The organism is Hydrogenophaga pseudoflava (genome assembly GCF_004353865.1).
GTDB lineage: Bacteria > Pseudomonadota > Gammaproteobacteria > Burkholderiales > Burkholderiaceae_C > Hydrogenophaga > Hydrogenophaga pseudoflava.
This window is the reverse complement of sequence record NZ_CP037867.1, coordinates 2,604,152-2,621,091: the sequence shown is the minus strand read 5'-3', so window position 1 is coordinate 2,621,091 and position 16,940 is coordinate 2,604,152. Positions and strand designations below refer to the sequence as shown.

Annotated in this window: 20 protein-coding genes; 1 reads left to right on the top strand and 19 read right to left on the bottom strand. The window is 67.6% G+C overall.

The annotated features are described in order from the left end of the window. Nucleotides 1-6 precede the first annotated feature (6 nt). The 19 genes from HPF_RS12630 to HPF_RS12540 all read right to left on the bottom strand — a co-directional run bounded on the left by HPF_RS12630 (nucleotide 7) and on the right by HPF_RS12540 (nucleotide 16,516). Nucleotides 7-396, bottom strand: a complete 390-nt coding sequence (locus HPF_RS12630; protein ID WP_133156810.1) for a hypothetical protein — start codon at nucleotides 394-396, stop codon at nucleotides 7-9. Then, nucleotides 393-2,810: a type-F conjugative transfer system mating-pair stabilization protein TraN gene (gene traN, locus HPF_RS12625; protein WP_133156809.1), complete on the bottom strand. Its 2,418-nt coding sequence runs from the start codon at nucleotides 2,808-2,810 to the stop codon at nucleotides 393-395. The genes HPF_RS12630 and traN overlap by 4 nt, the downstream gene beginning before the upstream one ends. Nucleotides 2,811-2,819: 9 nt before the next feature. Beyond that, complete coding sequence (trbC, locus tag HPF_RS12620; protein ID WP_133156808.1) at nucleotides 2,820-3,575, bottom strand: type-F conjugative transfer system pilin assembly protein TrbC; 756 nt, start codon at nucleotides 3,573-3,575, stop codon at nucleotides 2,820-2,822. After that, nucleotides 3,562-4,587: a TraU family protein gene (locus tag HPF_RS12615; RefSeq protein ID WP_133156807.1), complete on the bottom strand. Its 1,026-nt coding sequence runs from the start codon at nucleotides 4,585-4,587 to the stop codon at nucleotides 3,562-3,564. Before HPF_RS12615 ends, trbC begins: the two co-directional genes overlap by 14 nt. Next, on the bottom strand, nucleotides 4,584-5,219 hold the full coding sequence (traW, locus tag HPF_RS12610; RefSeq protein WP_060983793.1) for a type-F conjugative transfer system protein TraW: 636 nt from the start codon (nucleotides 5,217-5,219) through the stop codon (nucleotides 4,584-4,586). The genes HPF_RS12615 and traW overlap by 4 nt, the downstream gene beginning before the upstream one ends. Further along, entirely contained in the window at nucleotides 5,216-5,599 is a 384-nt protein-coding gene (locus tag HPF_RS12605) for a hypothetical protein (RefSeq protein WP_060983792.1), read from the bottom strand. Before HPF_RS12605 ends, traW begins: the two co-directional genes overlap by 4 nt. Before the next feature lie 11 nt (nucleotides 5,600-5,610). Further along, nucleotides 5,611-6,204: a conjugative transfer signal peptidase TraF gene (gene traF / locus HPF_RS12600; RefSeq protein WP_060983791.1), complete on the bottom strand. Its 594-nt coding sequence runs from the start codon at nucleotides 6,202-6,204 to the stop codon at nucleotides 5,611-5,613. Continuing rightward, nucleotides 6,201-6,557 (bottom strand): hypothetical protein, encoded by a 357-nt coding sequence (locus HPF_RS12595; protein WP_060983790.1) that lies wholly within the window; start codon nucleotides 6,555-6,557, stop codon nucleotides 6,201-6,203. The genes traF and HPF_RS12595 overlap by 4 nt, the downstream gene beginning before the upstream one ends. Then, a complete protein-coding gene (gene traC / locus HPF_RS12590) occupies nucleotides 6,554-9,136 on the bottom strand; it encodes a type IV secretion system protein TraC (RefSeq protein WP_133156806.1) in 2,583 nt (860 codons plus the stop codon). The genes HPF_RS12595 and traC overlap by 4 nt, the downstream gene beginning before the upstream one ends. Nucleotides 9,137-9,143: 7 nt before the next feature. Then, a complete protein-coding gene (locus HPF_RS12585) occupies nucleotides 9,144-9,809 on the bottom strand; it encodes a TraV family lipoprotein (RefSeq protein ID WP_133156805.1) in 666 nt (221 codons plus the stop codon). Continuing rightward, nucleotides 9,806-10,636, bottom strand: coding sequence for a DsbC family protein (locus HPF_RS12580; protein WP_060983788.1), 831 nt, complete (start codon nucleotides 10,634-10,636; stop codon nucleotides 9,806-9,808). The genes HPF_RS12585 and HPF_RS12580 overlap by 4 nt, the downstream gene beginning before the upstream one ends. Beyond that, nucleotides 10,620-12,056, bottom strand: a complete 1,437-nt coding sequence (locus HPF_RS12575) for a TraB/TrbI/VirB10 family type IV secretion system protein (RefSeq protein WP_060983787.1) — start codon at nucleotides 12,054-12,056, stop codon at nucleotides 10,620-10,622. Before HPF_RS12575 ends, HPF_RS12580 begins: the two co-directional genes overlap by 17 nt. After that, nucleotides 12,053-12,961: a type-F conjugative transfer system secretin TraK gene (locus HPF_RS12570; RefSeq protein ID WP_243721572.1), complete on the bottom strand. Its 909-nt coding sequence runs from the start codon at nucleotides 12,959-12,961 to the stop codon at nucleotides 12,053-12,055. Before HPF_RS12570 ends, HPF_RS12575 begins: the two co-directional genes overlap by 4 nt. An 85-nt stretch (nucleotides 12,962-13,046) precedes the next feature. Beyond that, nucleotides 13,047-13,613 carry a type IV conjugative transfer system protein TraE gene (gene traE / locus HPF_RS12565; RefSeq protein WP_133156803.1) on the bottom strand — a complete coding sequence of 189 codons (567 nt, stop codon included), beginning with the start codon at nucleotides 13,611-13,613 and terminating at the stop codon, nucleotides 13,047-13,049. A 14-nt stretch (nucleotides 13,614-13,627) separates the two neighbouring features. Continuing rightward, complete coding sequence (gene traL / locus HPF_RS12560; RefSeq protein ID WP_133156802.1) at nucleotides 13,628-13,927, bottom strand: type IV conjugative transfer system protein TraL; 300 nt, start codon at nucleotides 13,925-13,927, stop codon at nucleotides 13,628-13,630. Between the two features lie 31 nt (nucleotides 13,928-13,958). Continuing rightward, nucleotides 13,959-14,321 carry a hypothetical protein gene (locus tag HPF_RS12555; protein ID WP_060983785.1) on the bottom strand — a complete coding sequence of 121 codons (363 nt, stop codon included), beginning with the start codon at nucleotides 14,319-14,321 and terminating at the stop codon, nucleotides 13,959-13,961. Nucleotides 14,322-14,837: 516 nt separating this feature from the next. Continuing rightward, nucleotides 14,838-15,365, bottom strand: a complete 528-nt coding sequence (locus tag HPF_RS12550; RefSeq protein ID WP_060983783.1) for a lytic transglycosylase domain-containing protein — start codon at nucleotides 15,363-15,365, stop codon at nucleotides 14,838-14,840. 141 nt (nucleotides 15,366-15,506) lie between these two features. After that, entirely contained in the window at nucleotides 15,507-16,004 is a 498-nt protein-coding gene (locus HPF_RS12545; RefSeq protein WP_060983782.1) for a hypothetical protein, read from the bottom strand. Nucleotides 16,005-16,207: 203 nt separating this feature from the next. Next, nucleotides 16,208-16,516: a DUF5983 family protein gene (locus HPF_RS12540; RefSeq protein WP_060983799.1), complete on the bottom strand. Its 309-nt coding sequence runs from the start codon at nucleotides 16,514-16,516 to the stop codon at nucleotides 16,208-16,210. Between the two features lie 170 nt (nucleotides 16,517-16,686). On the opposite strand from HPF_RS12540, the gene HPF_RS12535 reads away from it, so the two are divergent. After that, the gene (locus tag HPF_RS12535; protein ID WP_133156801.1) at nucleotides 16,687-16,932 is read left to right on the top strand and encodes a helix-turn-helix domain-containing protein; all 246 of its coding nucleotides are present in this window, start codon (nucleotides 16,687-16,689) and stop codon (nucleotides 16,930-16,932) included. Nucleotides 16,933-16,940: the final 8 nt, after the last annotated feature.

Sequence of the window (16,940 nt, the reverse complement as noted above, 5' to 3'; positions counted from 1 at the left end):
ATCCCCTCAGAGCAGCGACTTGGGCGGAAGGCCCGTGGCGCAGTAGTTGATGCCGAACTCGATCGTCTGCTTGCGTGGCGCCTTGGCCTCGGGCAGGCGCACGCCTTCCTGCCAGAAGAGCACCTTCAGCCGGCTGCAGCCTGGCTCGCGGTAGCGCCGCTCGGTGGAGACGTCGATGTAGATCGGCGACGTCGCCTCGAAACGCTTTGTGATGGCGTCCGCGATTTCTCCAGCCAAGACACCATGGGCCGTGCCGTCGGCGGATTGCAACGCGGCCAGCATGACGGGGCGAGCGTCGGGAACGGGAGTGCGCACCGACTCGGCGTGTGCCGCTGCGCAAAGCAGGCACATGGATGCCGATGCAGCGGCAGCGACGATGCGTGCGCGGATGTTCATTGGCATCTCCCTTCCGCGTAATAGCAGTTGCTCGCGCGGCCAGCGTTGCCGCCCTGGATTGCGCCGACGTTGGGCAGCTTGGGCACGATGGAGGCGTAGAACTCGGTCAGGTCCATGCGCGAGAAGTCCAGCGCCTGCAACTGGGCGATCGTGAAGCCCGAGCAGTCCGGCATCTCTGCCGTGCCCCACCATTTCATGATTTGGAGCCGGCCCTGCTCGTTGATGATCCGGGCCAGTACCGAGTTGAAGCAGCACTTCGTGGTCGTGTGCTCGATGCAGGACACGCACTTGCCCAGGATCCGCAGGCAGGAAGAGCAGTAGGTGCCGACCGTGTGGCACAGCTTCGCGCCTTCCTTCATGGCAAGCTTTCCCTCATCCTCGTTGCAGGACATCATCGACATCACGATGTAGATGACGACCGCGATCACCAGGCTCCAGGGGTCGAAGGCAATGACCAAGCTCTCGCCGGAATAGAGGACCGCCGACCCTGCCGGCAGGGCCGTGCCGTTGACCGCTACGGTGACGCCATAGCTCGTGAAGCTGCCGGAGAACCCTCCGCCGGTCAGCAGAGCCGAAAGCCCCTGGTAGACGAACTCGCGGTTGCCGGCGTTCATGAGCGTGTCGTAGACCAGGCGTGAGCCGACGCCGTAGACGCTCTGGTTGCTCATGCCCGAGCCGGCCGAGTCGGCGTAGCAGCAGTTCTTGAGCAGGCGGTCGCGGCAGCTGTTGGCCTCTCCCTTAAAGACCTGCAGGTTGTCGGTGTCGAGGTAGACACCAGCTTGGCGCCCGGCTTCCAGGAAGGACATGGACCGGGCGAAGTCGGCATCGTTCGTGTAGGCCGTGTTGAAGCAGTTGCCCGCGATGCAGAAGACGTTGGCTGGGCAGTTGCTGGCCGCCACCGTCGAGCCCGGCGCCACCGGGCAGGTGTAGCGGTTCTCGGTGATCTCGCACGCGCCGGTGGCCGGGTTGGTCTGCCTGCAGCTGGTGCCCGCCGGTGTGCAGCCGGCTGCAGCCAGCGGCGCGCATTCGTCGGTGGGTGCGCCGTACTGGCACGACATCGCGGTCTCGTAGCGCCAGCAAGCCCGTGTGACCGGCGCGCCGTCGATCTGCCGGGTCGCCGGCCCGTCCACGCAGCGCGCCGCACCGGAAATCGAGCAACGACCGTCGCCCTGGAGGTTGGGACATTGATCGTCCCACTGGTCCGATTCCGTGACCGTGGTGTGCGGCCGCTCATAGGCTAGCGTCATTTGCGGGATCGGGCCGTAGGCCGGGTTCAACTGGAATCCAACGACGGGGCGGCTCGATTGCACCGTCCAGTAGCTGCCCGAGACCGCGCCCGTGTCGTCGGAGCCGGGGTAGTCCGAGGGCCCCTGCGTCGGCGCGTAGCAGGTTGCCTTGTCCAGGTAGGTCGTCTGGCCGGAGCCGCCGTCACCGCCGCCACCGGTGGTGTACGCGATGTGGTCGCCGCTTTGCGTTCCGGCGGGGCAGGCGGCGTAGACCTCCAGGAAGGGCCGCTCGGTGGTGCAGGTCATATCACCAGCGTCCCCGCCGCTGCCGGTGCAGATCTGCCGGTACTGCTGCGTGATGAAGCCGATCAGGCGGCAGTCGTCGCCGTTGCATCGGTTGTTGGCGACCCAGACACCGTTGGCGCCGCCGCCCCACCAGTTGCCACCTGGCACTTGAGCGACCATCTGCGGGAACACGTACGCGGCGCTCATGTTCACATCGAAGAAGGCCAGCGGCACGCCGTTGCTCGTGACCCGGAAATGCTGGGCCGAGGCCGGCAGATCCGGTTTGCACTGCACGGCCAGCGCGATTCTTCCCGAGGCCGCCTGGGCGAACCAATCGCCAGGCGAGCAGCTGCTCGTGCGCGAGATCGACACCGACAGGGTGCGCGCGCAGGATTGCGCCGTGGCGCCGCTGTACTGACGGCACACGCGGGTCTCCGTTGCCGGCGTGGCCACGGTATCGACCTGGCAGCCGCTGTAGTAGCTCGCGATGTCCTCCAACTGCGTCGACGGGTTGGCCGCGATGCGCCGGGCGCCCAGCACGGCTGGGTCGTAGGGCGAGACCGGCTCCCGCGGCGTGTTGGCTGAAGCCCGGGCGCCCAGCAGCGCCTGGCACACGGGGTCGTTGGGCGTGAGCGCGCAGGCGGCGAGCTGGGCACTGGTCTGGCCTGAGAGATTGGGCTGGCCGTAGTAGAGGCGCTCGGGCGGTGCCGCCGTGTAGCCCGGCACCACAGACGTAGCGCTGGGCGCGGTGATCGTTCCTCGGGTCACCGGGTTGGCCGCCTGCCCGGCGGCCGTGCCTTCCTCGTGCGGGCCGGCCAAAGCCGCCGTTTGCGTCGCGAGGAAGCTGGCCAGCGTGAAGACGACGACGATTCGGCGCAGCAGCAGTGCAAGGGCGGTAGGCATGCCAGTCTCCTAGTTCCGCAACCGTGCGAGGAACGGGGCCGCATCGGCGCGGAAAGCTGGGGCGGCGCGCTGCATGTGCTCGAGGGAGTAGTCCAGGCTCACGTCCCCGGCCGTGCGCAGGAAGGCCTCCGGCGGCGCGCAGCGGCCGGCGGCGCAGGACTCGGGCCGCGTGCCGTCGCGCACCAGCACGAAACTGGGTACCCGCGCGATCGCGAAGCGGTCGAAGGCCTGCGGGTCGATCTGCACCGCGACCTGGCGCTGGCCGATCAGTGGCTGCACCTGGGCCACGGTCTGGCGCAGCGAACCATTGGTCAGGCCGCGCAGGATGACCGAGGCACGGGCGCGAGCAGCCTGGTCGATCAGGCGTTGCAGGGTGGGCCTGGGCATCGCGAGGCTGACAAAGACAAACAGGCCGGGGCCCTTCGCCAACCCTTGGGCGGCTTCCATTGCGTCCGTCTGCGATGCATAGCCGCGTGCCAGTGCTTCGAGGTCGATCGGCGTGCGCGTCACGGGCTGCGGCAGGGCATCGATGGTGGGGCCGGTGGTCGCGGGAGCGCTCGCCGGGATGTCTATCGGAGGCCGGCTGTGCTTGCGCCGCGCCTGTTCGATGTCCTGCTCGGTGACCGTGGGCTGGGCGCGGCGCGCGCGCTCGATGTCGGCCTCGGTGATGGCCGGGCCGGCAGCCCAGGCCGTTGGCATTGCGCCCGCGGCCAGCAGCGAGGTGAGCGCGCGCCGCAGGAAGGTGGAGAGGTCAGTAGCCGACACAGCAGTTCCTTTTCCTGAACAACATGAAGGCGAAGTCCTCGCCGCGCACCGGGTACTCCTTGCCCGCGCCCCAGAGCACGGTGGTGCGCCCGAACGGCTGGCAGCACTTGCCGGCTTCCTTGGCAGTGTTCGGGATGGGGTGGGTGAGCTGGGTCTTGTAGGCGGTCTTGTCCATGACCGGCGCGAAGTAGGGCCCGCACAAGCCGGCCTGTCCATGCCAGGCCCAGGCGATCAGCTCGCGGTGCATCTTGGCCGTGAGCCGCTGGGCCATCAGGGCCGCGGTGCGCACGCCGCCCATGTGGTACGGGACATGGCCGTTCATCGGATACAGGCCGCCCTGGCAGCCCGCGCACCAGAACATCTCCCGGCTCCCGAAACCCACCGAGGCGGCCACGCAGTCGGCGGCGCACGCGGCGATCGCCACCGGATTGGCGAACAGCGCCGCGTCCGGATTGATGATCAGTGTGAGCTCGTCGTCGGCCCACAGCGGGTCGACCTCGGTGAGATAGGCCAGGTCGAACGAGCCCTTCTCCAGGCACGGGAAATCGGTCACCACCTCCAGGTAATAGAGGACCGGGTTCACGTAGAAGTGGGCCTGGTAGAAGCTCCCGCCATCGCCATCCCCCTCAGGGCGGGTGAAGCGCGCCGCCTCGGGCGCCGGGATGCCGGGATCGAGGTCGATGCCGCCCAGGGACGCCAGGCAGAAGGGCTTGCGCACGGCCTCGACGTGGCGCGCGGGCTCCCAGAATCCGATCGACAGGCCGATGATGGGATTCACGCCGCAGGTGCACAGCGGGCTCGAGGGGTTGTCGATGTCCTCCTGGTCGCCGAAGTTGCCAATGCGCGCGCCGCCGATGCTCAGCGGCAGGATGCAGCTCCAGCAGATGTCCGTAATCGGATTCGGAAACTTGCCCGTGCAGGTGGCCGCGCCCGCAGCGCCTGCCGCCGTTGCCGTGGCCAGGAGCAGCACGGCCAGCAACGTTGACGCCAGCGCGCGGAGGATGCGGGTCATCGCGGCACCTCCATCTCGTCGATGCGCAGCCGCTTGCCCTCCTGTGAGACCAGGGCCGGCACTTGCGCGATGCCGAGCCGGCGCGTCAGCAGTCCCTGCTGGTCGTAGTAGACCGGGGTGCGCCAGGACTGCATCAGGTCCAGGTAAGAGCCGCCCGTGAGGATCGGCTTGACCTTGCCCTGGTAACGCGCCATCAGGTCGCGCGCCTGGCGGACCTGGCGGCTGTCGCGGGCGTCGAAGAACAGCAGATGCCGCGACAGTGACACCACGTCCAACGGATTGGCCTTGGTCCCGGCGGCGAACATCAATTCACCCTTTTCACCCAGGATGTTGCGGTCCAGCGTGTAGGTCGGGTCGAAGTAGAAGGTGCGGGGCTTGGCCGTGGTCTGCACACCCGCAACAGGCACCGGGCTGCGCACTGCCTCCGTGCCGCGGGCGCGTGCATCCTGCTCGATCCGGGCCAACTCGCCGCTGCGTTCCTTCTCGCGCAGGCGCTGCTCGATCATCTGCAGCAGATGCGGCTCGGCGATCTCGTAGGTGGGGCCGAGGGTGCCGAGGTCGGTGGCGTGCGAGGCAGCGCTGGAACAGGCAAGCACAACGAACGCGAGGGCAAGGCGGGCTTGGGGGTTCATTGCGTTCCTCCGCGTGGACAGGGAAGCTGGGCGACGAGCCGGTCTCGAGCGGCGGTGTCCTTCTGGTGGGCGGCGCGGATCAGCCCCATCAGGGCGGGATTGCCTTCGCCCTCGGACACTGCATGCCGCAGCTCGGCCGTGGTCAGCGTGCGGCCGCAGCGCAGCTGCAGGGCGCCGAGGTAGGTGCGTGCGCCGTTTTCCACGGCTGGCGCGATCTGCTTGAGCAGGCCCAGGTAGTCCGCGAGGGGCATGTCGCCCGAGGCGTCCTGGCTGGGCGTCGCGGACAACGGCCCGAACGCCGGGCTGGTCTGCGCGAGCGAAATGCCAGCGGCTAACGCCTGGCCCAACAGGAACGCGACGAGGGTGGAAACTCTGAACATGATCCGGCTCCTCAGAAGATCGGCACCACGATGCCCACCACCTGTTCGGCACGCACCAGGCCGCTTTCGGCGTACCGCGAGTCGAAGCTGTGGGGGCCCATGCCCTGGACGTAAAAATGCCCGGGTGGAATCACCGTCGGCGCGATGGGTGCCAGCGGATGTCCGTCGAAAGCCCGGACCTTGGCCAGGCCCACGGCCTCGCCGTTGACGAAGACCGCGCGCTCCGACACCGTGACGACGTCGCCAGGCACTCCCCGCACCCGCTTGAAGAAGGGTTGTCCGCGCAGGCCGGGGTAATGGGCCTGGGCCTCGCCTGCAAACGCGAAGACGATGAGGTCGCCGCGCTGTACTGCCGGGTGCTGGTACTGCATCAGCGCCAGGCGGTAGGGCAGGCTGGGCGTCCAGTTGACCAACAGGGGCAGACGCGGCGTCGGGTCGATGAAGAGCCGCACATAGGCAAAGCCCCAGATCGCGAACACCGGCAGGTAAAGGTACCAGCGTCGGCGCATATGGCGCAGAAAGTCCAGCAGGGCATTGGCACGTCGCCGCGACCAGCTTTGAGGTTGGGTGTCCAGTGCATCGAGGGAATCCAGGTGTGCGGTCATGGCAGATCCACCTTGCGGCGCAGGGTCGCGGTCAGGTCCAGCCCATGGGGCGTGCCAGCGATCGCGCTCTTGATGACGACCAGGCACCCGCATTCCTGGGGCAGCTCGTCCAGCGCCGCGGGCAGGCGCTGCGAAAAGTTGCGCGCCAGCGCGAGCGCCCGCTCGCGGTCCGCGTCGCTGCCGGGCTGGGTCAGCAGGCGGGTGAACTCGGCTTCCTTGGCGCGGTAGACCTCGGACAGGTCGACCACGCCGACCACCAATGCCGGGCGCAGCACCCAGCGGTCATAGGCCGTGATGCCAAGCGCGACCAGCAACGCCGAGACCACAGCGTTGAGCAGCAGCAGCCGGGTCATAGCGCATGCCCCCGCTGCCGCAGCAGTTCGGCAATCGCCTCGTCGATCGACAAGCCTTGGGCGCGCAGCGCATCGATGGGCGCGTTGTCCTCCAGCTTGTTCGAGAACAGCAGGTGCGTGGCCGGGTCCAAGATGTTGCGTGCCACGCCTTCGCCCACGGGCGAGGAGATGTACAGCTCAGAGAATGCCCCGGCTTCGGTGCGTAGCGAATTGAGCAGCCGTTTCTTGGGCTCGTCCATGGCCAGGCGCCCTTTGCGGTCCAGCATCTCGATGGATTCGGGTTTCTGGCGCAGCAGGAACACCCAGTCCGAGCAGTTGAAGGCGGCCTCCATCTGCGCACTGCCGTAGTAGTCGTCAGCGCTCTGGGTGGCGGTGCCCAGGGCGCCGCCGTACTTGCGAGCCCGTCGGGCGGCTTCCTCGACCACGGCAGCCTTGACCGGGTCGTCGGCACCGATGTCGCCGAGCTGCTGCTTGAGCTCGTCGATGAACAGTACCTTGCGCCGGTTGCGCGTCAGGTACATCTCGCCAGTGATCTGGTGCAGCAGCAGGATGTTGACGACGGCGTGCAGGTCGGGCCGGCGCTTGAGTTCCTCGTTCTCGATGACAATGAAGTCGTTCGAGAAATCGACGTTGGCCCGCCCCTCGAAGAAGCGCTCGTACTGCCCGCCCCTGGCATAGGGGTTGAGCATGATGGCCAGATCCTTGATGCGCTGATCGCCCGCGACGCCCAGCTCCTCGATAGTTCCGGTCTTGAAGGCATCGCGCAGGCCGGTGATCGTGAGGTCGTTGCCGTGCTCGCGCCAGAGCTTGAGCACCATCGCCGAGATCGCCTTGTACTGGACCTCGTCCAGCGCGTGCTGCATCGAGCACATCTTGCTGATGCCCGGCACCAGCATGTCGATGTCCTCGTTGATGTCGTGCACGATCGTGAACGGGTTCAGGCAGATGTCCACGTCGGGCCGGAACTCGATGTAGGTGCCCTGGGCCTTGCGGCACAGCTTCTCGAAACTGCGGCCCAGATCCAGCATCCACACCTTGGCGCCGATCGCGCGGTACGACCAGGCCAACTCGTTCATCAGAACGGACTTGCCCGAGCCGGGTGCGCCGATGATCGCGAAGTTGTAGTTGCCCAGGTCGTTGTCGAACAGGTCCAGCGTCATGACCTGGCCGCGCCGCCCGCCGAACACCAGCGCCGGCGTGCGCGTGCCGCGCCATTCGGCGATCAGCGGCGCCATGTGGATGGCGTTGGCCATGGTCTTGCGCGTGACGCGGCGCATCTTGGCCAGGTCCTTGTGGAACCTCGGGGTCAGCGTCATCGGCAGGCTGGCCAGCAGCGCCTGGCGGTGCATGTAAGCGTCGGCGTTGAGCTGGAAACCCCGGGCCCGCCAGATGGCATTTGCAGCCTCGTGCGCCGAGGCGGCCTTGCCCGGCGACGTGAAGATGGCTAGCTGGTGGTACAGGCTCACCAGGCTGCCGCCGGTGTCGATCGCGTTGGCCGCGGCAGACCAGTCGTCGAGCTTCTTCCGGACATCCGGCATCACGTCGGCCATCTTGGACTTGGCGTTCTGCGTGGCGCGCACGTGGTTGGCCGTGATGATGGACTTGGTGGCGTTCGGGTCCAGCACGTGCACGCCCAGCGTGATGAGGAACGGTGCGCTGTACTGCAGCGCTGGCTGCATCAGGTCGCCGATCAGCGAGCCCATCTGCCACAGGGCAAAGCGATCGGGGAAACTCTTGATCGAATAAAAACGTGCCTCCAGCACCTCGGCGCTGGTTTCCTTCCAAAGCGTGATTCCCGAAGGGTGCGGATCCTGGATGGTGTCGAAGTCCACGATCTGGTCGCGGATCTCGCGGCCGTCGTCGTAGCGCAGCCGGTGGTCATCGTCGTAGTTCAGGTCCTCGGCATCCGAATGCGCGATGCGGTCCGGGTTGGTGAATAGCGCGCACCAGTTGATCAGGTCGGCCGCGTCGCAGACCCGGTTTGGCAGCATGGCCGAGCGCAGCGTGGCCGCCATCGAGTCGCGAAGGGCCAGCAGCGCGTCGCGCCGGTTCAGATCCTCGGCGCTCCCCGGAAACGTCACGCTCAGCATCAGCCGAAAGTCCCGCAGCGTGTAGTGGAACCCTGCGGTCAGCGAATCCTGGGTGCCGTGCAGCAGGTGGTTGACCCGCTGGCGGGCCAGCTTGCGGAACAGGTTCTCGTTGGGGACGGGGCGGCCCCACTCGCGGGCTTTCTCGGCCTGGTCCTCGTCCTCGACGCGCAGGTTGGTGTACTGGCGCAACTGGTGGCGGATGTGGGGCGAGGCAAACAGGTGGAATTGCAGTCCGGTGCCCGGTGGGCAGTTGGCGTAGAGCGAGACCAGCACCTCGGCCATGCGCTCGTCAGCGCCCGACTGCGGCATGACTTCGAGCATGAAGCCCATGCCGTCGCGGTTCACGAAGATCTTTTCATGGGCGAGGTAGGCCGAATACGGTAGCCAGTTGGCAAACTGCTCGGCCGGCGTGTCCGCGGGGGCGCCAAAGTGCAGCAGCGGTGCGGCGCGACCGCCGCTGGGTTGTGTGTCCGTGGAGGAAAACTGCATGGCGGCCTCACTGCGGACGGGCCCCCAGGCCGGCCGGCGGACGGGCGAGCGAGGGGAAGGCACTGAATGGGGCGGGGCGCTGAACGGCGCCCTCGGCAGGGGCGGCGCTGTCAGACTCGGACGGGGTGAACCCGGCAACTGCCGGCGCGCCACTGGACAGTGTGGCGGGTGCAACTGCTGGCGGCGGGCGTAGCGGGGCGTACTGGTCGCGAATGCGCTGGCGCACATGGTCGATCTGCCAGCGGCCTGCATCCACCTGGACATAGACATAGCCCTGGTCCCAGAGATCGCCGTCGGCGTCTTCCCAAGGCCTGGTCCACAGACGCAGCACGCGGGCCTGGGAGCGCAGTGCCAGGGGCGGAGCGCCATCCGCGCTGCCGTCGGCGATGCTGCGCGGCGCACCGGCCATCGGCTGGCGCACCGGCGGTGATGCGATAGTTTCCGCTGCAGTGCCCTGTGGGGCGCCGCGGGAGGCCGACGTCTGTTGGCCGGGCAGGTTGTTGTGCAGGGCGTTGGTGTAGGTGCCGGATACCGAGTCGCAGGCCACGCCTTCCGGCGCGGTGCATGAATATTTGGAGCTGCCGCTCAGGCCCGACATGTTAATGCAGCCGGCCAGCGGCAGCAGCAGGGCGGCAGAGGCCCTGCGCGCGATCCATGCGATGCGCGCGCTCATGGCCGCTTCTCCGTCTTGACCGGCTGGGCCACGGCCACCTTGCCGACCTCCGCGAACCTGGCTTCCAGCACAGAGCGCCCGACATAGCCGTCGGTGCGGCTGCCGTCCCCCCAGATCATGGTCGGCGTGCCCTGTACGCGGAGCCGGCGCGCCAGCTCAAGGTTGCGCGCGATCGGGTGCTCGCACTGCGCGCCGGGCTGCAGCAGGCTGGCATCGGCCTGCAGCATCCATTGGCGCCAGGCGCGCTCGCGGTCGGCGGCGCACCAGATGGCGACCGGCCGGGCCTCGCCCTGGAATGGGACGAGGAAGGTGTAGATGGTGACGTTGTCCAGGCCGGCGAGCTCCGGTTCGAGCTGCTTGCAGTAGACGCAGTTCGGGTCGCTGAACACCGCGAGCTTGCGCTGGCCGTTGCCGCGCACCGTCTTGATCGCATCGGCCAGCGGCAACTGATCGACTGGCACCGGCGCGGCGGAGACGGCTTCCGCCTGCGCCCGCGCATCCTGGCCCCCGCGCTGCGCGATCCTCGGGCCCGTGATGTCACGCATGACCTGGGTGTCGAACAGCCGCCCGAACACGAAATACCGTGGATTCGCCGACGCGACATAGGCGACGTTGGCGTTCATCCAGACCTCGTAGAGGCCCGAGACTTCGGTGCGCGACACCTCGGTGAACTCGGTGCCCGGATGGGCTTTGCGCAGCGCGGCGAGCAGCCGGGTCTCGTCGGGAGACGCGGCCTGGGCGGTCGCCGCCGCAGCCGCCAGCACACCGCAGAGCACTGTCGAAGCGAAGCGGTGACTCCGGCGCGCGGATTCAGTAGTTGCCATCATCGGTGGTCTCCAGGTAGCGGGTTTCGGGGGAAGCGGTGCGGCGCTGGCCGCGCTCGGCAAGGGAATGGGAGGACGCGGTCATCGGCACGTCGATGCGCACGCCCTTGGTGATCACGACGTCGATCTGGCGGCCGGCGTCCACCTCGATGACCGGGAACGTGTTCTCGGCCAGCTTGATGTAGTACTGGGCGAGTCGGTCCAGTGCTTTGCCGACGCCGCTGCCCAGGCCGGCTCGGTAGGCATCGGCATTGCTGTCGGTGCTGGCCATGGTCCCGAGCGGCGAGCTGCTGTAGGTGGTATTGGCGGTGGACAAGCCCTGGCCGATGCCGCTGACCACGCCAGCCAGCAGCGCGTTGGCCAGCATCTGGCCTTGCTTGGTGACCAGCCTCCCGCGCATGCCGACCTTGCCGTCCTCGCCGTAGACCGAACCCTGGATGCGCACTTCCAGCGTGGCACCGTCGGCGCGCACGCAGGACAGGTTCTCGGTGCGCAGGTAGGCGCGCTCGGAGCTGATGTCGCCATAGCCCGCCGCGACCACAAAGCACTCGCGGTATTCGCCGCGGAACTGGTTGGGCAGCACGCTGTTGTCCGACAGGCGGATCAGCACCGGATGCGGGTTGGCCTGGGACTGCCCGCCCGTGGGCGCATCGAGGCCGCCCAGCAGAATGCCGCGCGTGAAGCTCACGGGCAGGAAGGTGGACACCGTCTTGGGTGCGTTCGATGCCTGGCCGCCTCCCTCGGCCCTGTGGGGGCCGTCGCCGCCGGTCGTGGTGGACGAGCGAGGGCGCTCAGTGAGCGTCACGCGGGAGATCACGGGCACTGGCGGGGTGGCTGCGGCCATGCCTTGGAACGTGGGCATGCCGGAGGGCATGGCGCCCGTGCCCGGGGCGGGCGGCGCTGGCGGCAGGCCGGCCGCAGGCGGCATGGTGGTCGGGGCTGCCGGTGCGGGCACTGGTGCCGGCGCTGGCGTGGGCGCGGGAGGAGGCGATGCGGCGGCCTGCTGGGTGCTGGTCAGCCGCTTTTCCAGTTCCGCGAAGCGCTGCAGGGTCTTGTTCTCGAAGGCCTCGCGGTCCTTGTTGACCCGGCTCTGTGCCTCGCGCTCGGTCTCGTACTGGGCCAGCTTGCGCCCCGCGGTGCCGACCCACTGGTCCACCGGATTGACCTGGCCCCCCGGCGGCATCACGCCGATGTTGGTGACGTCGCCGGGCTGGGTCTGTGCCGCGCGGCCGCCGTGCGGCTTGGCATCGCTTCCCGCGAAGCTGAAGATCATCCACAGCAGGCCGATCCCGCCGCCCAGGATGGTGGTCAGCAGCGCGTACTGGCGCTGGCGCGGCGACAGCCGCTCCAGCCAGCCGCGCACGGCATGGCTGGATGGCCGTCCGGTTCCGGACGGCCCCGAAGGCATGGAAGGAGTGCTCATCGTGAACCTCCTCGCCGGATCACATAGACGCTGGTGGTCTCGCCGGGCCGCAAGTTGTGGTGCTCGATCGCGATGCCGGTGATCTCCCCGCCGGAACGGCTGTCCGGACGGTCGAACTCCTGCTCGGCCAGCACCATGGGAGCCAGGCTCACGTTCTGCAGGGCGTACTTTTCGCCGACGTAGCCGCGGCCTTCGTAGCGGCGCATCAACGTGAAGCGCGCTTCCGCCCAGAGCTGGATGGGCTTGAAGGCTTCCTCGACGCGCACGTCGGCGGGCACCCGGTCCGAGGACATGGCCACCAGGAGGCCCTTCATCGCGCGCACATGGCTGGGTGCAGGGCCGGAGGGCGCCGCCTCGGGTGCGCCGGAACGCAGCGCCACGGGCGTCTTGTCCCGGATGACGATGGTGTCGGCCGGGGTGTCCGAACGGCGCAGCAGCAGCGTGTAGGTGGCCGTGCCCGACGACACGAACAGGTTGATCGGCCGCAGCGCATCGCCGACGGGCCGGATGTAGACCTCCCCCTTGTCGCGGTCGCATTCGACGATGACGTTCCCGGCCGGGTTGACCGAGGAGGAGGTGAGCGATGCCGGGCTGGCAAGGCCGGGCGTGCTTGACGGGGTGTTGGGTGCGGCAGAGATGGCCGGCGCGGCACCGCCGCAATGGCTGGAATGGATGTTGCCGAACACGTCGGTGATCGCCGCGCCCTCGATGCGGATGCGTGTGGGCTCCTTGAGGGAGACGATGGCCTCGACCGCCACCCCGTCGCTGGCCTCCACGACCTGCAGCGCGTGGGCGTGCAGGCCGAGGGACAGGGCGGTGACGGCGAGCACCTTGCGCGCGGCCGGCGGCAATCGGCGCCAGCGCTGGTGCGACGGATTGCTGCGGGAAGTGGGCGGCAAGGCCATGCGGCTTCCGGCTGATCCCTGCAGGGCCAAAGTGCGCGAGAGCGTGCGCGGGAAATACGCAGGCCAGGGCCGTGTGAGCGTGCTGTCACTTGACCGCATAGGGCACCTCCTTGAATCCAATGACATGCATGCGAGCGCCGGCAAAGCCGAACTCGATGCGGTAGGCCTTGAGGTCGTTGGCCGTCTCGTAGCCGTTGACCAGGGTGCGTAGCCTGCCGCGCACGACGAGCGACTGGGTGTCCTCGCTGGCGACGAGCTGCTGGGGCGCGAAGGCGGTGGCCGCGTTGATGCGCTTGAGTCGCTCGGCCTCGACCTCCTGGCGCGTCTTGAGCGGGCCGTACTGGGCGGGGTCGACGTAGCCCAGCAGGATGTCCTTCTTCCAGTCGATGGTGGAAGGCGTCACGTCCAGGATCAGCCAGGCGACGAAGCTGCCCATCTGCTCGAGGTACTCGCTGGAGGCGCGGTCGCTGGTGACCCAGAAGCTCTTGCTGAGCGAGGGCGGCACGACGACGGTGCGCACCGTGCCCAGCAGGTTGATGATGATGGCGAGCGCGAGCAGCAGGCCGGCGGCCAGGGCGCCGACGGCCAGCCCCAGGCCCCGGTTGCGCCGGCGCATGTCCTTGAGGTCGCCGCTGAGCCGGTCGAAGTCCATGGCGGTGCTCCGGTTCAGCCGACCATGCGGCGGATGTGCGAGGGCGGCGTGACGCGCATGGCCGTGGCGGGGTTCACCGGTAGGTGCCAGTAGAGCCAGTGCAGTGCGAAAGAGGGATGCTTGTCCGCCTTCAGCCGCGAGATCCAGCGCGAGACGGCGATGCCGGCGGCCATGCAGACCGCGAACGCGGCCTTGCTCGCCGACAGATAGCCGATGAAGAAGGCGAGAACGATGGGCGCGGCAACGTCGACGTCCCAGAAGCCGATCTTCCACTGGTCGTCCAGGCGCCGCGGGATATAGGTGTCCGCTTGCATGTGGGCCTCCGGGAGGGCGATGCGCGGGGGCTCAGACGACCGCGCCCATGATCGCGCCTGCGATCACGAGGCCCACGGCGGCGAAGATGGCCAGGCCCACGTAGAACAGCACGGGCCCGAAATTGCGCAGCGCGGACAGCGAGATCAGCGCCACCACGAAGCCGACAAAACCCACGAGAGCCTTGATGCCCGGTCCCAGTTCGGCGATCTGCGTCAGGGCCGACGTGAGCGGGCCGGTGATGCCCGTGAAGGCGACGAGATCCAGCGCATGGCTCGGGAACGCCAGCGCCAGGCCGGCCAGGGCCAGCGTGACCAGACAGAGAAAACCGAGGACCCTGCGCGCGGGGGCGCGCCGCGAGGCTGTGGTGGGAGTGGACAGGATGGCAGTGCTCATGACGAATCTCCGGAATAGGAAAAGACGGGTGTCGATCGGGTGGTGCGGTTCGGTCTGCTCAGTGGCGAGGTGGGGCCAAGGCCCGGTCGGGTGTTCGTTAGCGTTCTTGGTCGGGGAGTGACCTACCGTGCTGTGGCGCCGCCGGTGGCGTTTCCGTGCCAGGCGGCCCCTCGGTGATGGGCGTTGCCTGATGGGTCTGCTCCTCCACCTGCTCGCCGGGTCCCATCGATTCGATGAGCGGAACCGGGGCATCGGCTACGGGATCCGGCACTACCGGGGCGATGACCCTTGGTGCTGCGTTCAAGGTCTTGGTCGTGGGTTGGGGACAGGCGTCGCCACGGCACAGTGCGAACGCGGCTTGCGCTCCATGTCCGTGCTGGGCCAGCCGTGCCCAAGCCTTGGTGGCCATCGCTGCGGGCGGCTCGATGGCGCTGGGCGGCGCCGTGGTGCACGCCGAGATGGCCAGGCACGCGCACAGCGCGCAGCGGTGGTACAGCGCCGCAGGTGTCAAGCACCTCATGGCGAAACCCTCACGCGCAGGCCCTGGCCTTGCGCCACGACGGCGGTGGCCTTCTGCCGTGTACCCTGATCCACACCACGCGCTGACGGCAGATGCCGGTACACCTTCCATGCATAGGTGGCTCTGGCCTGTGTGCAGGCGGCCCCTTTGAGCTGGGTGCACGCTGCGTTGTAGGCGCCCACGGCGTTCCAGCTGACGCCGTGCCGCGCGAAGCTGTCAGCCATCAGCCACGCCCCCACCTGCAGGTTCACGCAGGGGTCGTACAGATCAGCTTCGCGTATGCCGAAGCCAGCCAGCCGGGGCAGGTGCCGGCTGTTGATCTGCATCAGGCCGATGTCGTAGCTGCCCGTGCGCTTCTCGTGCGCGCGGTTCACCGCGCGCGGATTCAGGCTCGACTCGGTACGGGCGACGGCGTAGAGCAACTCTGGCGCAATGCCGTAGCGTTGCGCCGCCGTGTCCCAGCACGTGGCCAAGGCTGAAGCGGTCGGCAGCATCGCCATCATGAAAACGGCAAGCAAGCGCATCGAACACCCCCCAGTGGTTCATGACAAGCCCGCTGCGGCGCGGGCACGGGGTGAGGGCCGGCGTGCCGGTCAAGGTCTTGGCGGGTAAGCCGGGCGGGGGCCCGGAGGGTCAATGCGGGTGAGCGGCGCCATGCCGCACGGTCATCGCTGGTGCCGCGGCCCGAGGTGGGTCAAGTGCCGCTCGACCATGTTGCGGCGTGCCTGGACGAGCACGGCTGCGCCCGAGTCATCCTGCAGTTGGCACAGCGCCACGCAGGCGGTGGTCAACTGGTCGAGCTGGAACTTGGGGTTGGGATGCCTGTTGGCAGGCGAGCATTGCAGATCGTGGAGCAGCTCGAACTGGGGGCGCCACAAGGACTCGCGCCGGCGTGGCGTGGTAGGCGAGCGCATGACCAGCGCGGTCCCGAGAAAGCCAAAGATGCGTTCCGCGGCATCTTCATTGCCGAAGACGAGAGCCACGCAGGCACTCATCAGATCCGGAATGCGGAACGTGGGAGCGACATTGCTCTCGCTGCGCAGAAGGGCATAGAGCCAGTGGTGCTCCTCCAGCCAGAGCCGCGTCTCGACCACGTCGCTGGTGCCGGCAGTTCCTTCGGGGGGCTGGCTTGCGGGGCTGGTGTTCGGCATGGCAATCAGCATGGCATGGGTCCTCGTGTCCTGGAGTTCATTGAACACGCGCGTCAGCGCATGGACAGAGAATAGGAGAGGGCTGAATGCAAGTCACCCGGAAATGAAGCTCAACTCAGGGGTGTTTCGCAATCAGCCTGCTTTGGTGTCCATGCCATAGAGAACGCGAGAGGCGAGACTGCTTGAGGACTCAGCGATTTCCACTCTGATTGGCGTCAGGGAGTGGACTGGTGAGTGTCGAACACGGGCAGCCCGTTAACGACCGGCCCCTCGGCGTCGAAAAATAGCCATTCAATGCCAGCATGGGCCGAGAGTCCCGCGATAAGTGCCAGATCAGTCTCGACGGGAATGCGGTGTGGTGGTGAACCGACGTAGACCAGTCCTCCAAACTCGGTGGGATAGGCATTCACCGACAGGTCATTCCGGTACAGCTTGGCACGTGTGGCTGGCTGCAAATGGGATAATGAGAGAGCGGTGATGGATTCCGCCAACTCCCGGAGGCGATCGATGCAGGCTGTGTTCATGGTCGTGCCCTCGACAGAGATGATGCAATGCGTCAATGCGAGACGAGTCCAGAGTTAGCGGGAACAGTCCAGCATTGACGGACACAACACCGGTCGCACGCTCTCCCACTGGTCGGCTATGTGGAAGATCGTCCGTGGTGTGATTGGCATCATATCCCCACCATGCGGGGATGCCCATTACCTCGCCTCGGCACGCCAACGACCCGGTGCTCATCGCACTGGGCGGTGCCATTCGCCGCAGCCGGCGCGCGCGAGGCATCTCTCAAGAAGAACTCGCACACCGAAGTGCCATTGATCGTTCCTACATGAGCAGCATCGAACGCGGCGGCCAGAATCCCGGGATCGTCTCGATCGCTCGCATCGCGAAAGCGATGGAGATGAGCATGACCGAACTGATGGCGGAGGCCGTGTTGTAGCGGGCAAT

Bases quoted from the DNA above. Each gene is read 5' to 3' on its own strand.
- HPF_RS12535 (WP_133156801.1), top strand. From the start codon at position 16,687: ATGCCCATTACCTCGCCTCGGCACGCCAACGACCCGGTGCTCATCGCA.
- HPF_RS12570 (WP_243721572.1), bottom strand. From the start codon at position 12,961: ATGGCCTTGCCGCCCACTTCCCGCAGCAATCCGTCGCACCAGCGCTGG.
- HPF_RS12585 (WP_133156805.1), bottom strand. From the start codon at position 9,809: ATGAGCGCGCGCATCGCATGGATCGCGCGCAGGGCCTCTGCCGCCCTG.
- HPF_RS12575 (WP_060983787.1), bottom strand. From the start codon at position 12,056: ATGAGCACTCCTTCCATGCCTTCGGGGCCGTCCGGAACCGGACGGCCA.
- HPF_RS12550 (WP_060983783.1), bottom strand. From the start codon at position 15,365: ATGCGCTTGCTTGCCGTTTTCATGATGGCGATGCTGCCGACCGCTTCA.
- HPF_RS12580 (WP_060983788.1), bottom strand. From the start codon at position 10,636: ATGATGGCAACTACTGAATCCGCGCGCCGGAGTCACCGCTTCGCTTCG.
- HPF_RS12615 (WP_133156807.1), bottom strand. From the start codon at position 4,587: ATGACCCGCATCCTCCGCGCGCTGGCGTCAACGTTGCTGGCCGTGCTG.
- HPF_RS12595 (WP_060983790.1), bottom strand. From the start codon at position 6,557: ATGACCCGGCTGCTGCTGCTCAACGCTGTGGTCTCGGCGTTGCTGGTC.
- HPF_RS12555 (WP_060983785.1), bottom strand. From the start codon at position 14,321: ATGAGCACTGCCATCCTGTCCACTCCCACCACAGCCTCGCGGCGCGCC.
- traN (WP_133156809.1), bottom strand. From the start codon at position 2,810: ATGCCTACCGCCCTTGCACTGCTGCTGCGCCGAATCGTCGTCGTCTTC.
- HPF_RS12605 (WP_060983792.1), bottom strand. From the start codon at position 5,599: ATGTTCAGAGTTTCCACCCTCGTCGCGTTCCTGTTGGGCCAGGCGTTA.
- HPF_RS12540 (WP_060983799.1), bottom strand. From the start codon at position 16,516: ATGAACACAGCCTGCATCGATCGCCTCCGGGAGTTGGCGGAATCCATC.
- traW (WP_060983793.1), bottom strand. From the start codon at position 5,219: ATGAACCCCCAAGCCCGCCTTGCCCTCGCGTTCGTTGTGCTTGCCTGT.
- traF (WP_060983791.1), bottom strand. From the start codon at position 6,204: ATGACCGCACACCTGGATTCCCTCGATGCACTGGACACCCAACCTCAA.
- traC (WP_133156806.1), bottom strand. From the start codon at position 9,136: ATGCAGTTTTCCTCCACGGACACACAACCCAGCGGCGGTCGCGCCGCA.
- traL (WP_133156802.1), bottom strand. From the start codon at position 13,927: ATGCAAGCGGACACCTATATCCCGCGGCGCCTGGACGACCAGTGGAAG.
- traE (WP_133156803.1), bottom strand. From the start codon at position 13,613: ATGGACTTCGACCGGCTCAGCGGCGACCTCAAGGACATGCGCCGGCGC.
- HPF_RS12630 (WP_133156810.1), bottom strand. From the start codon at position 396: ATGAACATCCGCGCACGCATCGTCGCTGCCGCTGCATCGGCATCCATG.
- HPF_RS12545 (WP_060983782.1), bottom strand. From the start codon at position 16,004: ATGCTGATTGCCATGCCGAACACCAGCCCCGCAAGCCAGCCCCCCGAA.